Here is a 15,335-nt window from a genome sequence, read left to right on the forward strand (position 1 = left end):
CCAGTAAACCGTGTTGTAACGTGCTCTGTACAGTACTAAATTTTCTTTTTTTTTCTTAAGAAGTTGTTAAGGAGTATCTTGTTTAATGCTCGAAAACAGACATTAAAGGGAGTAACAAACATGAAAAAATTAGCAGCAGTAATTGCAGTAATGGCTCTGTGTAGCGCACCAGTTATGGCAGCAGAGCAGGGTGGTTTTTCTGGCCCATCGGCAACACAAAGTCAGACCGGAGGATTTCAGGGGCCGAACGGTAGTGTAACTAACGTAGAAAACGCAAAATCCCTGCGTGATGATACCTGGGTAACCCTGCGCGGCAATATCGTTGAACGCATCTCTGACGATCTCTACGTGTTCAAAGATGCCAGCGGTACTATCAATGTCGATATCGACCACAAACGCTGGAACGGTGTGACTGTTACACCGAAAGATACGGTTGAGATTCAGGGGGAGGTCGATAAAGACTGGAACTCTGTTGAGATCGACGTTAAACAGATTCGTAAAGTGAATCCGTAATTGTTACCGCTCCCGGGACGCGTTCCCGGGAATAATTTCGCAGGGAGGCAAAATGACAAACCTGACACTGGACGTGAACATCATCAATTTCCCTTCAACCCGCGTGGCTTTGTTGCCGCATCGCTGTAGCCCTGAGTAGCTCAACTATAGCGTGGCGAAATTTATCATGTGGCGCAAAGAGACGGGGCTTTCTCCTGTTAACCAAAGCCAGACATTTGGTGTTGCCTGGGACGACCCTGCAAGCACCGCGCCGGAAGCGTTTCGCTTTGATATCTGCGGCAGCGTTAGCGAAGCGATTCCGGAGAATCGTTATGGCGTGAGTAATAGTGAGCTTGATGGAGGACGTTATGCCGTGGCTCGTCACGTTGGCGAACTGGACGATATTTCGCGCACGGTATGGGGCATCATTCGTCAATGACTGCCTGAAAGCGGCGAGAAAATACGTAAAGCGCCGATACTGTTTCACTACACTAATCTGGCTGAAGGGATGTCAGAGCAGCGGCTGGAAACGGATGTCTATGTGCCGTTGGCGTGATGGGGGAATCTTTACCGGAGTGTGAGCCAAATCACTCGCGATAAGTTTGAGCTAACAATGTCACAGGCGTATTGTTGTCGGGCTTATAATTTCTTCGGTAAGGAATACCATGTATACGCGAAATTTATTATGGCTGGTCAGCCTGGTAAGTGCGGCTCCTCTCTATGCTGCTGACATTCCCGCCAACACACCGCTCGCCCCACAGCAAGTCTTTCGTTACAACAATCATAGCGACCCCGGTACGCTCGACCCGCAAAAGGTTGAGGAGAATACTGCTGCGCAGATTGTGCTGGATCTGTTTGAAGGTCTGGTATGGATAGACAGTGAAGGCAAAGTGCAACCCGCTCAGGCCGAATCATGGGAGGTGGCAGATAGCGGCAAACGCTATGTTTTCCATTTACGTCACGGCTTACAGTGGTCTGATGGTCAGCCCTTAACGGCACAGGATTTTGTCCTCGGCTGGCAGCGCGCGGTTGACCCCAAAACGGCAAGCCCTTTTGCCGGCTATCTGGCGCAGGCGCATATTAAAAATGCAGCGGCTATTGTGAAAGGCAAAGCGGATGTTGCATCGCTGGGTGTGAAGGCTACCGATGACCGCACTCTTGAAGTCACGCTTGAGCAGCCCGTTCCCTGGTTCACGACCATGCTCGCCTGGCCGACGCTGTTTCCGGTTCCGCATCATGTGATTGCGAAGTATGGCGATAGCTGGAGTAAGCCAGAACATATGGTTTACAACGGTGCTTTTGTTCTTGATAAATGGGTAGTTAACGAAAAGATTACAGCCCGAAAAAATCCGGAATACCGCGATGCCGAGCATACTGTCTTACAGCAGGTTGAGTATCTGGCGCTGGATAATTCGGTCACCGGTTATAACCGCTATCGCGCGGGAGAGGTTGATCTCACCTGGGTTCCGGCGCAGCAAATTCCTGCAATCGAAAAATCACTGCCTGGCGAGCTGCGGATAATCCCTCGCCTGAACAGCGAATATTACAACTTCAACACCCGGAAACCGCCGTTTGATGATGCCCGTGTGCGGCGGGCATTGTATCTTACGGTTGACAGGCCGCTAATCGCGCAAAAGATACTTGGGCTACGAACGCCAGCAACAACATTGACGCCGACAGAGGTAGAAGGGTTTCGTGTGCCAACGTTTGAGGAACTGCAAAAGCCAATGGGTGAGCGCGTTGCGATGGCAAAAGCCTTGCTGAAACAGGCGGGATACGACGCCTCTCATCCGCTACGCTTTGAACTGTTCTACAACAAGTACGATCTGCATGAAAAAACGGCGATAGCCTTGTCTTCCGAATGGAAAAAATGGCTTGGCGCACAGGTGACGCTGCGCACGATGGAGTGGAAAACGTATCTCGATGCCCGGCGTAGTGGTGATTTCATGTTGTCGCGGCAGTCGTGGGATGCGACATATAATGATGCATCCAGCTTCCTGAACACGCTTAAAAGCGATAGTGAAGAGAACGTCGGTCACTGGAAAAACGCAAAGTATGACGCGTTACTAAACCAGGCCGCTCAGACCACTGACGCGACAAAGCGTAATGCGCTGTATCAACAGGCAGAGGCCATTATCAACCAGCAGGCACCGCTCATTCCTGTCTACTATCAGCCACTGATCAAACTGCTTAAACCTTACGTTGGCGGTTTCCCGCTGCATAATCCCCAGGATTATGTCTACAGCAAAGAGTTGTATATCAAGGCACATTGATGCCTTTATCGCCGTCGGAGCACGTCCGGCGGCACTATTCACACTGATCTCCTGTGACTCGACGCGACAGATAATGTAGTATCTCCGGCAATATTGCCCCTTTGAAGGCTGGCGAATAAGTTGAGGAATCAGAATTAATGAGCGATATGGCAGAGCGCCTTGCGCTACATGAATTTACGGAAAACGCCTACTTAAACTACTCCATGTACGTCATCATGGATCGTGCGTTGCCGTTTATTGGTGATGGTCTGAAACCTGTTCAGCGCCGCATTGTGTATGCGATGTCAGAACTGGGTCTGAATGCTACCGCCAAATTTAAAAAATCGGCCCGTACTGTGGGTGACGTACTGGGTAAATACCATCCGCACGGTGACAGCGCCTGCTATGAAGCGATGGTACTAATGGCTCAGCCGTTTTCTTACCGTTATCCGCTGGTTGATGGGCAGGGAAACTGGGGGGCACCGGACGATCCGAAATCGTTCGCGGCAATGCGTTATACCGAATCCCGCCTGTCGAAATATTCTGAGCTGTTACTGAGTGAGCTGGGGCAAGGGACGGCGGACTGGGTGCCAAACTTCGACGGCACGTTGCAGGAGCCGAAAATGCTGCCTGCCCGCCTGCCGAATATTTTGCTTAACGGCACCACCGGTATTGCTGTCGGGATGGCGACGGACATTCCGCCACATAACCTGCGTGAAGTCGCACAGGCGGCAATCGCGTTAATCGACCAGCCGAAAACCACGCTCGACCAGTTGCTGGATATCGTGCAGGGCCCAGACTACCCGACTGAAGCGGAAATCATCACCTCCCGCGCCGAAATCCGTAAAATTTACGAGAACGGTCGTGGTTCTGTGCGTATGCGCGCGGTGTGGAAGAAAGAAGATGGCGCGGTAGTGATCAGCGCCTTACCGCATCAGGTTTCTGGCGCTCGCGTACTGGAGCAAATTGCTGCGCAAATGCGCAACAAAAAGCTGCCGATGGTTGACGATCTGCGCGATGAATCTGACCACGAGAATCCGACACGTCTGGTGATTGTGCCGCGTTCTAATCGTGTGGATATGGATCAGGTGATGAATCATCTGTTTGCCACGACCGATCTGGAAAAGAGCTATCGTATTAACCTCAATATGATTGGTCTGGATGGGCGTCCGGCGGTGAAAAACCTGCTGGAAATCCTCTCCGAATGGCTGGTGTTCCGTCGCGATACCGTGCGCCGCCGTCTCAATTATCGTCTGGAGAAAGTCCTCAAGCGCCTGCATATTCTTGAAGGTTTGCTGGTGGCGTTTCTCAATATCGACGAAGTGATTGAGATCATTCGTAATGAAGATGAACCGAAACCGGCACTGATGTCGCGTTTTGGCATTACGGAAACCCAGGCGGAAGCGATCCTCGAACTGAAACTGCGTCATCTCGCCAAACTGGAAGAGATGAAGATTCGCGGTGAGCAGAACGAACTGGAAAAAGAGCGTGACCAGTTGCAGAGCATTCTGGCTTCCGAGCGCAAGATGAATAACCTGCTGAAGAAAGAGCTACAGGCCGACGCACAGGCCTACGGCGACGATCGCCGTTCGCCGTTGCAGGAACGCGAAGAAGCGAAAGCGATGAGCGAGCACGACATGCTGCCGTCTGAACCCGTTACCATTGTGCTGTCACAGATGGGCTGGGTACGCAGCGCCAAAGGCCATGACATCGACGCACCAGGCCTGAACTATAAAGCGGGCGATAGCTTCAAAGCGGCGGTGAAAGGCAAGAGCAACCAACCGGTGGTATTTGTTGATTCTACCGGCCGTAGCTACGCCATCGACCCGATTACGCTGCCGTCGGCGCGTGGTCAGGGCGAACCACTCACCGGTAAACTGACGTTACCGCCAGGTGCCACAGTTGATCACATGCTTATGGAAAGCGACGATAAGAAACTGTTGATGGCTTCCGATGCTGGCTACGGATTCGTCTGCACCTTTAATGATCTTGTTGCCCGTAACCGTGCTGGTAAAGCGTTGATTACCTTACCTGAAAATGCGCATGTTATGCCGCCAGTAGTGATTGAAGATGCTTCTGATATGCTACTGGCTATCACCCTGGCAGGACGCATGTTGATGTTCCCGGTAAGCGAGCTTCCGCAACTGTCGAAGGGTAAAGGTAACAAGATCATCAACATCCCGTCGGCAGAAGCCGCGCGAGGCGAGGATGGTCTGGCACACCTGTATGTACTGCCGCCGCAGAGCACTCTGACTATTCATGTCGGGAAACGCAAAATTAAACTGCGCCCGGAAGAGTTGCTGAAAGTGACTGGTGAGCGTGGTCGCCGTGGCACCTTGATGCGCGGTTTACAGCGTATCGACCGTGTCGAGATTGACTCCCCTCACCGCGCCAGCAGCGGCGATAGCGAAGAGTAATATGCCGGAGGGGGGCTTTCTCCCGTTTGCAAGGAATGCCGGATGAAACGTTAAGTCGTCATCCGGCAGCGTATTCACCCCCCGGAAACGATAAAAATTCCCTTGAAACCGTTGTTTATTCATGCGTTGCGATTAACAATACGCTTTTCCAGAGAGCGGCTTTTAACAATGCCCTAACCTGATTTCAGGTGACGTACAATGCCAGTCTCTCAGATCTTCAGAGGGTGTTATGCTATATATCTTTCGTCTTATTATTACCGTTATTTACAGCATCTTAGTCTGTGTTTTCGGCTCCATTTACTGCCTTTTCAGCCCGCGAAATCCAAAGCATGTAGCCACCTTCGGGCATATGTTTGGGCGCCTTGCGCCGCTATATGGGCTGAAAGTTGAGTGCCGCAAACCTGCTGATGCTGAAAGCTATGGTAATGCTATCTATATTGCTAACCACCAGAACAACTATGACATGGTGACAGCATCGAACATCGTGCAGCCACCGACGGTCACAGTGGGTAAAAAGAGTTTGCTGTGGATCCCCTTCTTTGGGCAGTTGTACTGGTTAACCGGCAACTTATTGATCGACAGAAACAACCGTACTAAGGCGCATGGCACCATCGCGGAAGTCGTGAACCACTTCAAAAAACGCCGTATTTCCATCTGGATGTTCCCGGAAGGAACGCGTAGCCGTGGTCGCGGCCTGCTGCCGTTTAAAACTGGGGCATTCCATGCGGCAATTGCGGCAGGCGTCCCGATTATTCCCGTGTGTGTTTCCACGACTTCGAATAAGATTAATCTTAATCGACTGAATAATGGTTTAGTGATCGTAGAAATGCTGCCGCCGATTGACATCAGTCAATATGGTAAAGATCAGGTTCGCGAGCTGGCTGCTCATTGTCGTTCGATAATGGAACAAAAAATCGCCGAGCTCGATAAAGAAGTCGCAGAGCGCGAAGCCGCCGGAAAAGTTTAAGTCGGCAATCTGTTTTTTGCGGGGATGTTTTCCTGCACGGTATTACTTTAGCCAGTTTTACATGGAGCAAATATGTCACTCAGTCGGCGTCAGTTCATTCAGGCATCGGGGATTGCACTGTGTGCAGGTGCTGTCCCCCTGAAGGCAAGCGCAGCCGGTCAACAGCAACCACTGCCCGTTCCGCCGCTGCTTGAATCTCGCCGTGGGCAACCGTTATTTATGACAGTACAGCGCGCGCACTGGTCATTTACGCCAGGAACGCGCGCGTCGGTTTGGGGTATCAATGGTCGCTACCTTGGGCCGACTATCCGCGTCTGGAAGGGCGACGATGTTAAGCTGATTTACAGCAACCGACTGACAGAAAACGTCTCAATGACAGTGGCTGGATTACAAGTGCCAGGCCCACTGATGGGCGGCCCGGCACGCATGATGTCGCCAAACGCTGACTGGGCGCCTGTGCTGCCAATTCGCCAGAATGCTGCGACTTTGTGGTATCACGCCAATACCCCCAACCGCACGGCGCAGCAGGTCTATAACGGCCTTGCCGGGATGTGGCTGGTGGAAGATGAAGTCAGCAAGTCGCTGCCCATTCCTAACCATTATGGTGTGGATGATTTTCCGGTCATTATCCAGGATAAACGGCTGGATAACTTTGGTACGCCAGAATACAACGAACCGGGAAGCGGCGGCTTTGTTGGCGATACGCTGCTGGTCAACGGTGTACAAAGCCCGTACGTTGAAGTTTCGCGCGGTTGGGTACGCCTGCGTCTGCTGAACGCATCGAACTCCCGTCGCTATCAACTGCAGATGAGCGATGGTCGTCCGTTGCACGTGATTTCTGGCGATCAGGGATTCCTGCCTGCTCCTGTATCGGTGAAGCAGCTTTCGCTGGCACCGGGCGAACGCCGTGAAATACTGGTGGATATGAGCAACGGTGATGAAGTGTCGATCACCTGTGGCGAAGCGGCGAGCATTGTTGATCGTATTCGCGGTTTCTTTGAGCCGTCCAGCATTCTGGTTTCTACGCTGGTGCTAACGCTGCGCCCGACCGGCCTTCTGCCGCTGGTGACTGACAGCCTGCCGATGCGCCTGCTGCCGACCGAAATAATGGCTGGTTCGCCGATTCGCAGCCGTGATATTAGCCTGGGCGATGATCCCGGCATCAACGGGCAGTTATGGGACGTTAACCGCATTGACGTTGCTGCCCAGCAGGGAACGTGGGAACGCTGGACGGTACGCGCGGATGAACCGCAATCATTCCATATTGAAGGTGTGATGTTCCAGATCCGTAATGTTAATGGCGCAATGCCATTCCCGGAAGACAGAGGCTGGAAAGATACCGTCTGGGTTGATGGACAAGTGGAACTGCTTGTTTATTACGGCCAGCCTTCCTGGGCGCATTTCCCGTTTTACTTTGGTAGCCAGACACTGGAAATGGCGGATCGCGGCTCTATTGGGCAGTTGCTGGTCAATCCAGTACCGTAATCTTCATACTCGCCCTGGGAGGGCGAGTATGGAATACCTTTCGATTTCTCTTTCGTTCCGGCTTATAATCCCCGGCCTTTGATTATTTTTTTATCATTTCTGGAAGCAAAATGAGCTCTATCTCCCTGATCCAACCGGATCGCGACCTATTCTCCTGGCCGCAGTACTGGGCCGCCTGTTTTGGACCGGCACCGTTTTTGCCGATGTCTCGTGAAGAGATGGATCAACTTGGCTGGGATAGCTGCGACATCATTTTGGTTACTGGCGACGCGTATGTCGATCACCCAAGCTTTGGGATGGCGATTTGCGGTCGTATGCTGGAAGCGCAGGGCTTTCGTGTCGGGATCATCGCCCAACCGGACTGGAGCAGCAAAGACGACTTTATGCGTCTGGGTAAACCGAATCTGTTTTTTGGTGTTACTGCTGGCAACATGGATTCGATGATCAACCGCTATACCGCCGATCGCCGTTTACGTCATGACGATGCCTACACGCCGGATAACGTCGCGGGTAAGCGACCGGATCGCGCCACACTGGTTTATACCCAGCGTTGTAAAGAGGCGTGGAAAGATGTGCCGGTGATCCTCGGCGGTATTGAAGCCAGCCTGCGCCGTACCGCACATTATGATTACTGGTCTGATACCGTGCGCCGTTCCGTGTTGGTGGATTCCAAAGCAGACATGCTGATGTTCGGTAACGGTGAGCGTCCGCTGGTGGAAGTGGCACACCGTTTGGCGATGGGCGAGCCGATTAGCGAAATCCGCGATGTACGTAATACCGCGATTATCGTGAAAGAGGCGCTGCCTGGCTGGAGCGGCGTGGATTCTACTCGCCTTGATACACCGGGGAAAATCGACCCGATTCCGCATCCGTATGGCGAAGATTTGCCGTGTGCGGATAACAAACCGGTGGCTCCGAAAAAACAAGAAGCCAAAGCCGTAACCGTGCAGCCGCCGCGTCCGAAGCCGTGGGAAAAAACCTACGTGTTGCTCCCTTCTTTCGAGAAAGTGAAGGGCGATAAAGTGCTGTACGCTCATGCTTCGCGTATTTTGCACCACGAAACCAACCCAGGCTGCGCTCGCGCATTGATGCAAAAACATGGCGACCGCTATGTGTGGATCAACCCGCCTGCTATTCCGCTTTCTACCGAAGAGATGGACAGCGTCTTTGCGCTGCCGTACAAGCGCGTGCCGCATCCGGCTTACGGTAATGCCCGTATTCCGGCTTACGAAATGATCCGTTTCTCAGTCAATATTATGCGTGGCTGCTTTGGCGGCTGCTCTTTCTGTTCTATTACCGAGCATGAAGGGCGCATTATTCAGAGCCGTTCGGAAGATTCGATCATCAATGAGATTGAAGCGATCCGCGACACCGTTCCTGGCTTTACGGGCGTGATTTCCGATCTCGGCGGGCCAACTGCCAACATGTATATGTTGCGCTGCAAATCGCCACGCGCCGAGCAAACCTGCCGTCGTTTATCGTGCGTTTACCCGGATATTTGTCCGCATATGGACACTAACCACGAACCGACGATCAATCTCTATCGCCGCGCGCGCGATCTGAAAGGCATTAAAAAGATCCTGATTGCCTCCGGCGTGCGTTATGACATCGCCGTGGAAGATCCGCGCTATATCAAAGAGCTGGCAACCCATCACGTTGGTGGTTATCTGAAGATTGCCCCGGAACATACCGAAGAAGGGCCGTTGTCGAAGATGATGAAGCCGGGCATGGGCAGCTATGACCGCTTTAAAGAGCTGTTCGACACCTACTCGAAACAGGCAGGTAAAGAGCAGTATCTGATCCCATATTTCATCTCCGCGCACCCCGGTACACGCGATGAAGATATGGTGAATCTGGCGCTGTGGCTGAAGAAACATCGCTTCCGTCTCGACCAGGTACAGAACTTCTACCCGTCGCCGTTGGCTAACTCAACCACCATGTATTACACCGGCAAAAATCCGCTGGCGAAGATTGGTTATAAGAGCGAAGACGTTTTCGTGCCGAAGGGTGACAAACAGCGTCGTCTGCATAAAGCGTTGTTGCGTTACCACGATCCGGCAAACTGGCCGTTAATCCGCCAGGCGCTGGAAGCGATGGGTAAAAAGCATCTGATTGGCAGCCGTCGCGATTGCTTAGTGCCTGCGCCAACCATTGAAGAGATGCGCGAAGCTCGCCGTCAGAACCGTAATACCCGTCCGGCGTTGACCAAACATACGCCGATGGCGACCCAGCGCCAGACGCCTGCTGGAGCAAAGAAAGCGCCGTCTGCGCAACCTCGCCCGATGAATGCCGGTGCGAAGAAACGTCCTAAAGCGGCGACTGGACGTTAAAAAAACATCCCCGGTAACTGAATGCTACCGGGGATATTTTTATCACTCCGTATACATACGCAAGCAGCGCAGGCAATCAAAATAGTCCTGCGCATCAAGGCGTGTATTGGCTCTGTTAGCTTCGGATTTGGCGGCGTAAATTTGCGGGCGTAATGCTTTTATATCCTGCTCTAGCCGGGCGATTTTGGCATTTAATGTTTGTACATTACCTGCCAGTTGATTGACCTTTTGCTCATTGACGCAACCACTTAATAAGCCGGTTACCAGAACAACAGCTCCCACGGTGAAAATCGTTTTCATATCGTGCTCCCTTTTATTTATTGTTCCGACTAATTTTTATTTTATTCAGTTCATTGCGTTAATCTGGCGGCGGTTTTCGTTTCAATCTGTTTAAGCAAGCTACCGCTGCCTGGACGGATAAAATCGGCAATTTCCCACTTTCCTTCGCGCCGATGTAAAACTAAATCCTGCTCTTCACTGTTACCATTGTTCAGCGCAATACGAACATGAATACGGGCGGAATCGGCGGTTTTTTCCTGGACACGAATTTCATCAACACGAGCAAATAGCGACTCTTCACCAAAACAAATCGGGTTGTCGTAAATAAATTGCCGTTCTATTTGCATCTCTTGATCGAAATTGCCGTTTTTATTGAAGGTGGTTTTATAAAATTCATTGACTGCCTGGCGATAGGTGTCGGAAACAACCCATGTCCAGGGCCAACTATAATCGGCAATATGTTTAAACAGTTCAGCGACAAAGGCTTCAGGCTCTTCTTTTTGTAATGAAGCCAGTGTTGCCAGGATTTTTTCATTCTCGCTATTAACTGCCTGCCAGACGCTACCATGGTTGCTGATGACATCATCAATGACCCAACGACCATTTTCTGCCACCATTTTCAGCGTTTGCGTGGTCTTTTCTTTATCGTCGTCAAAGGTACGGAAACGCACAACGGCATCCGCTTGAACGATATCCGTTTGATTAACCACTACGCTTTCTAACACCAGATCGCCAAAATCCTGACAATCACAAATCGGATCATAATCCAGCCAGCCAATATTGCCCGGCAGCGTGAGATTATCATTCAGGGTAAGTGCCTTTTGTATGCGTGCAGACGTTATCGCCTGCTCTCCTGTCTCACCAAAATAAGGCGCGCTGGCATCAGATTTATAGTTTTGATAAATCTGGCGAACTGTCTGTTCTACAGTCAGCGAGGATGATTGGGCTTGAGTAGTGAAGCTTGCAAAAAACGCCAAAAACAGAAGTATTATTTTCATCTGTTTTTGACCTCACCGTCGTGTTTATCCATATTGTAGATGCTTTGTTGATTAAAGAGCTCCCAGCTCTGCATGATGATGTCCTTAAATTTGGCATTTCTGAGCAGGGGAGAGTAACAACGGGCGGGAGGTGAGGGGAATAAATGATTTCTGAAAAGTCCGGTAGCGGAACATTACCGCTACCGGGAGAATTTGCCCGTTAGCCGCCGAACTGGTCGGGATCGGGACCGAGACGTTTACCCTGATCGAGTTTTGCGATTTCACCAAGTTCGTCTTTGTCGAGACGGAAATCCCAGACATCAAAGTTTTCGGCAATGCGTGAAGGCGTGACCGATTTCGGGATCACCACCAGACCGTTATCCAGATGCCAGCGGATAACAATTTGTGCCGGTGTTTTGCCGTATTTATCCGCCAGGTCGCGAATGACTTTCTGATCGAAAACGCCTTTCCCACCTTGCGCTAATGGACTCCAGGATTCGGTCTGGATTTTGTGCGTGGCATTCCAGGCATGAAGCTGGCGTTGCTGCATCAGCGGGTGAAGTTCGATTTGATTAATAACAGGCGTCACGCCAGTTTCGTCGATCAGACGTTGCAGGTGGTGGATCTGGAAGTTACAGACGCCAATGCTTTTGATTAATCCCTCTTTTTGCAGCTCGATCATTCCTTTCCACGCCTCGACATAGTGATCGATAGCGGGAACGGGCCAGTGCATTAAGTAAAGGTCTATATAATCAAGCTGGAGTTTTTTCAGGCTGTCGAGCAGTGCTTCGCGGGGGTGTTTGTGGTCGTCGTTCCACAGCTTGGTTGTAATGAACAACTCTTCTCTGGCAAGTGCGGCATTTTTCAGCGCCTTGCCGACACCTTCTTCGTTTTTATAGGCAGCAGCGGTATCAATTGAGCGATAACCCACTTCCAGGGCTTTTTGAATAGCGGTGATAACTTCCTCATTACTTGCTTGCCAGACGCCCAGTCCCAGCTGGGGCATGACATTGCCATCCTGTAGCTTAATAACGGTTGGATTAGCCATACGTTCCTCCTTTTATATGAACTCACCGGAGCCTGCTCCGGTGAGTTGGTGTGAACTTAAGTCTGGACGAAATACCCAAAAACGAAAGTTTGAGGAGGAAAAAGCTTAACGAGCGGCTTCGTAAATGCGGCGGCTGACATCCAGCGTAATGTCATGATTTTCGCCCAGTTGGGTCATGCCGTGTTCTTCCAGTTTCTTCAGCAATGCCGGGATGGAGCTGCCGTCCAGACCGTAGTCGGACAGGCGGGTCGGCACGCCCAATTGCTCGAAGAAGTTGCGGGTAGCGGCAATTGCGGCGTCAATACGCTCATCGTCGGAACCTTCAGTGATGTTCCAGACGCGTTCAGCATATTGCAGCAGTTTCGCGCGCTTGGTGTCGCGTTTTTCATTCCACAGAGCAGGCAGGACAATAGCCAGTGTTTGCGCGTGATCCAGACCGTGCATCGCAGTCAGTTCGTGTCCCAGCATATGTGTTGCCCAGTCCTGCGGTACGCCGGCGCCGATCAAACCGTTCAACGCCTGAGTCGCTGCCCACATGACGTTGGCGCGCACATCGTAGTTTTCTGGCTCTTTCAGGGCTTTCGGACCATCTTCGAGAAGCGTCAGCAAAATGCCTTCTGCGAAGCGATCCTGAATTTTTGCATCAACCGGTTTGGTAACATACTGTTCCACGGTGTGTACAAAGGCATCCACTACGCCATTAGCCACCTGGCGCGGCGGCAGGGTGTAGGTATAAACCGGATCGAGCACGGCAAATACGGGTTGAACGTGGGCAGAATGGAACGCCTGCTTGTCGCCGGTGGTTTTACGGGAGATAACCGCACCTGCGTTGGATTCTGAACCGGTCGCTGGCAGCGTCAGCACACAGCCCATCGGGATGGCGCTTTTAATCTCTTTACCGCCCGTTTGCAGAATGTGCCACGGATCGATGTTCTCAGGATAATTTGCCGCTGCGGCGATAAATTTGGTGCCGTCCAGTACGGAACCGCCGCCAACCGCCAGCAGGAAAGTCACTTTCTGTTCGCGAACCAGTTTCACGGCGTTCATCAGCGTTTCATAAGCCGGGTTTGGTTCAATACCGCCAAACTCCAGCACGTCCATACCTTTCAGCGCATCCAGAACCTGATCGAGAACGCCTGTTTTTTTCACGCTGCCGCCGCCGTAGGTAATCAATACGCGAGCATCGTGAGGAATTTGTTCGCGTAAACCAGCGATAGCGCCTTTACCAAACAGAATACGGGTTGGGGTGTGCAGATTAAAGTTGTTCATTACGTGCTCCCTTTGCTGGGCCAATATGAGGGCAGAGATCGGTCTGCCTGATGTTTTTCATTGTGGTCGCCAGCGTCGCTGCTCTCAATGCTCATTTCTGCCAATGTCTTGCCTATTTCTCCAGAGCACTGGAGAAATAGTACAAAATTGCGCACAATCAAATTGACGCATTATTCTTAAGAAATTACGCGATATGAAACGTGAAGAGATTTGCCGCCTGCTGACGGACAAAATTAATAATCTGAAAAATAAAGAAAATAGTTTGTCTGAATTGCTGCCCGATGTGCGCTTATTGTATGGCGAGAACCCCGGCGCACGTACGCCGGTGATGTATGAGCCTGGCATCATAATTCTCTTTTCCGGGCATAAAATCGGCTATATCAATGAGCGCGTGTTTCGTTATGATGCCAATGAATATCTGCTGCTGACGGTGCCGTTACCGTTTGAGTGCGAAACCTATGCCACGCCGGAAGTGCCATTAGCGGGTTTACGTCTCAATGTTGATATTTTGCAGTTACAGGAACTGTTGATGGACATTGGTGAGGATGAGCATTTCCAGCCGTCGATGGCTGCCAGTGGTATAAACTCCGCTACGTTGTCAGAAGAGATTTTATGCGCGGCGGAGCGGTTACTGGATGTGATGGAGCGACCGCTGGATGCGCGCATTCTCGGTAAACAGATCATTCGCGAAATTCTTTACTACGTGCTGACCGGACCTTGCGGCGGTGCGTTACTGGCGCTGGTCAGTCGGCAGACTCATTTCAGCCTGATTAGCCGCGTGTTGAAACGGATTGAGAATAAATACACTGAAAACCTGAGCGTCGAGCAACTGGCGGCAGAAGCCAACATGAGCGTTTCGGCGTTCCACCATAATTTTAAGTCTGTCACCAGCACCTCGCCGTTGCAGTATTTGAAGAACTACCGACTGCATAAGGCACGGATGATGATAATCCATGATGGAATGAAGGCCAGCGCGGCGGCGATGCGCGTTGGCTACGAAAGTGCGTCGCAATTTAGCCGTGAGTTTAAACGCTACTTCGGTGTGACGCCGGGGGAAGATGCGGCAAGAATGCGGGCGATGCAAGGGAGTTAAATGTGTTCCCGGACAAGTCGCCGGGAACGGAGAAAAACGTCAGGCGTTACCGTATTTCTTTTTAATCACCACAAACAGCGTGCCTAACAGGCCTGCGGTTAACAGGGCAATCGGCAGGATCATCAGGAACGTCATCACCTGATCTTCATGGCGCTTAACGAACGGGATCATGCTTAAGGCATAACCAAAACTGGTCACCACGCTGACCCATAGCAATCCACTTAACCAGTTGAAAAACTGGAAGCGGCGGTTTGGCAACCCGGAAATTCCCGCCATGGTTGGTAGCAGCGTGCGGACAAATGCAAGAAAACGTCCAGCCAGCAAAGCCAGCAAACCGTGGCGGTCAAACATACAGGTGGCGCGCTGATGATATTTGGCCGGAAGCTGTGCCAGCCAGCCTTTCACCGTTTTGGTATTACCTAGCCAACGCCCCTGAATATAACTTAACCAGCAGCCCAGGCTGGCTGCGGCAGTCAGAATCACGATTGTTGGCAGAAAATCCATCACCCCCTGGGCAATCAGTGCGCCAGCCAGTATCAACAAGCTGTCGCCTGGCAAAAATGAAGCGGGCAGCAGGCCGTTTTCTAAAAACAGCGTGGCAAACATGACAAAGTAAACAACGCTAACAATATGAGGATCCGCCAGCGCGGCAAAGTCGTGTTGCCAGAGCGCAGCGATAATGTCTTGAATAACAGCCATGGACTTTCCTGTGGAACAGCGTTTAAG

General features: G+C 51.5%; 12 protein-coding genes and 1 pseudogene. 8 read left to right on the forward strand and 5 right to left on the reverse strand.

Features of this window, described 5'->3' with window-relative positions:
• The first annotated feature begins 120 nt into the window (after positions 1-120).
• From ygiW to A7098_RS21680, 7 genes and pseudogenes are all read left to right on the forward strand, one after another.
• Positions 121-513 (forward strand): OB fold stress tolerance protein YgiW, encoded by a 393-nt coding sequence (gene ygiW / locus A7098_RS21650; RefSeq protein ID WP_010347824.1) that lies wholly within the window; start codon positions 121-123, stop codon positions 511-513.
• A 151-nt stretch (positions 514-664) separates the two neighbouring features.
• A pseudogene (locus A7098_RS21655) lies at positions 665-1,048 on the forward strand (GyrI-like domain-containing protein).
• Positions 1,049-1,157: 109 nt separating this feature from the next.
• Positions 1,158-2,765, forward strand: coding sequence for an ABC transporter substrate-binding protein (locus tag A7098_RS21660; protein WP_105281400.1), 1,608 nt, complete (start codon positions 1,158-1,160; stop codon positions 2,763-2,765).
• A 137-nt stretch (positions 2,766-2,902) separates the two neighbouring features.
• On the forward strand, positions 2,903-5,161 hold the full coding sequence (gene parC / locus A7098_RS21665) for a DNA topoisomerase IV subunit A (protein ID WP_032226284.1): 2,259 nt from the start codon (positions 2,903-2,905) through the stop codon (positions 5,159-5,161).
• A gap of 229 nt (positions 5,162-5,390) precedes the next feature.
• Positions 5,391-6,128: a 1-acylglycerol-3-phosphate O-acyltransferase gene (gene plsC / locus A7098_RS21670; protein WP_000965724.1), complete on the forward strand. Its 738-nt coding sequence runs from the start codon at positions 5,391-5,393 to the stop codon at positions 6,126-6,128.
• A gap of 72 nt (positions 6,129-6,200) precedes the next feature.
• Complete coding sequence (gene ftsP / locus A7098_RS21675) at positions 6,201-7,613, forward strand: cell division protein FtsP (protein ID WP_000059392.1); 1,413 nt, start codon at positions 6,201-6,203, stop codon at positions 7,611-7,613.
• Between the two features lie 110 nt (positions 7,614-7,723).
• Positions 7,724-9,943, forward strand: a complete 2,220-nt coding sequence (locus tag A7098_RS21680; protein WP_000095183.1) for a YgiQ family radical SAM protein — start codon at positions 7,724-7,726, stop codon at positions 9,941-9,943.
• A 42-nt stretch (positions 9,944-9,985) separates the two neighbouring features.
• Here the strand turns inward: A7098_RS21680 and yqhH are convergent, their stop codons facing one another.
• From yqhH to yqhD, 4 genes are all read right to left on the reverse strand, one after another.
• Complete coding sequence (gene yqhH, locus A7098_RS21685; RefSeq protein ID WP_000848539.1) at positions 9,986-10,243, reverse strand: lipoprotein YqhH; 258 nt, start codon at positions 10,241-10,243, stop codon at positions 9,986-9,988.
• A 50-nt stretch (positions 10,244-10,293) separates the two neighbouring features.
• Positions 10,294-11,220 (reverse strand): YbjP/YqhG family protein, encoded by a 927-nt coding sequence (locus A7098_RS21690; protein ID WP_032226281.1) that lies wholly within the window; start codon positions 11,218-11,220, stop codon positions 10,294-10,296.
• A 199-nt stretch (positions 11,221-11,419) separates the two neighbouring features.
• Positions 11,420-12,247 carry a 2,5-didehydrogluconate reductase DkgA gene (dkgA, locus tag A7098_RS21695; RefSeq protein ID WP_000013137.1) on the reverse strand — a complete coding sequence of 276 codons (828 nt, stop codon included), beginning with the start codon at positions 12,245-12,247 and terminating at the stop codon, positions 11,420-11,422.
• A gap of 105 nt (positions 12,248-12,352) precedes the next feature.
• Positions 12,353-13,516 (reverse strand): alcohol dehydrogenase, encoded by a 1,164-nt coding sequence (gene yqhD, locus A7098_RS21700; protein WP_001058817.1) that lies wholly within the window; start codon positions 13,514-13,516, stop codon positions 12,353-12,355.
• Positions 13,517-13,709: 193 nt separating this feature from the next.
• Between yqhD and yqhC the strand changes: the two genes are divergently transcribed.
• The gene (yqhC, locus tag A7098_RS21705) at positions 13,710-14,609 is read left to right on the forward strand and encodes a DNA-binding transcriptional regulator YqhC (protein WP_000817719.1); all 900 of its coding nucleotides are present in this window, start codon (positions 13,710-13,712) and stop codon (positions 14,607-14,609) included.
• A gap of 39 nt (positions 14,610-14,648) precedes the next feature.
• Here the strand turns inward: yqhC and yghB are convergent, their stop codons facing one another.
• Complete coding sequence (gene yghB, locus A7098_RS21710; RefSeq protein WP_000268433.1) at positions 14,649-15,308, reverse strand: DedA family general envelope maintenance protein YghB; 660 nt, start codon at positions 15,306-15,308, stop codon at positions 14,649-14,651.
• Positions 15,309-15,335 lie beyond the last annotated feature (27 nt).

The organism is Escherichia sp. MOD1-EC7011, assembly GCF_002965005.1.
Classification (GTDB): Bacteria; Pseudomonadota; Gammaproteobacteria; order Enterobacterales; family Enterobacteriaceae; genus Escherichia; species Escherichia ruysiae.

Coding starts and splice junctions, on each gene's coding strand:
- ygiW (WP_010347824.1), top strand. CDS start 121: ATGAAAAAATTAGCAGCAGTAATTGCAGTAATGGCTCTGTGTAGCGCA.
- A7098_RS21660 (WP_105281400.1), top strand. CDS start 1,158: ATGTATACGCGAAATTTATTATGGCTGGTCAGCCTGGTAAGTGCGGCT.
- parC (WP_032226284.1), top strand. CDS start 2,903: ATGAGCGATATGGCAGAGCGCCTTGCGCTACATGAATTTACGGAAAAC.
- plsC (WP_000965724.1), top strand. CDS start 5,391: ATGCTATATATCTTTCGTCTTATTATTACCGTTATTTACAGCATCTTA.
- ftsP (WP_000059392.1), top strand. CDS start 6,201: ATGTCACTCAGTCGGCGTCAGTTCATTCAGGCATCGGGGATTGCACTG.
- A7098_RS21680 (WP_000095183.1), top strand. CDS start 7,724: ATGAGCTCTATCTCCCTGATCCAACCGGATCGCGACCTATTCTCCTGG.
- yqhH (WP_000848539.1), bottom strand. CDS start 10,243: ATGAAAACGATTTTCACCGTGGGAGCTGTTGTTCTGGTAACCGGCTTA.
- A7098_RS21690 (WP_032226281.1), bottom strand. CDS start 11,220: ATGAAAATAATACTTCTGTTTTTGGCGTTTTTTGCAAGCTTCACTACT.
- dkgA (WP_000013137.1), bottom strand. CDS start 12,247: ATGGCTAATCCAACCGTTATTAAGCTACAGGATGGCAATGTCATGCCC.
- yqhD (WP_001058817.1), bottom strand. CDS start 13,516: ATGAACAACTTTAATCTGCACACCCCAACCCGTATTCTGTTTGGTAAA.
- yqhC (WP_000817719.1), top strand. CDS start 13,710: ATGAAACGTGAAGAGATTTGCCGCCTGCTGACGGACAAAATTAATAAT.
- yghB (WP_000268433.1), bottom strand. CDS start 15,308: ATGGCTGTTATTCAAGACATTATCGCTGCGCTCTGGCAACACGACTTT.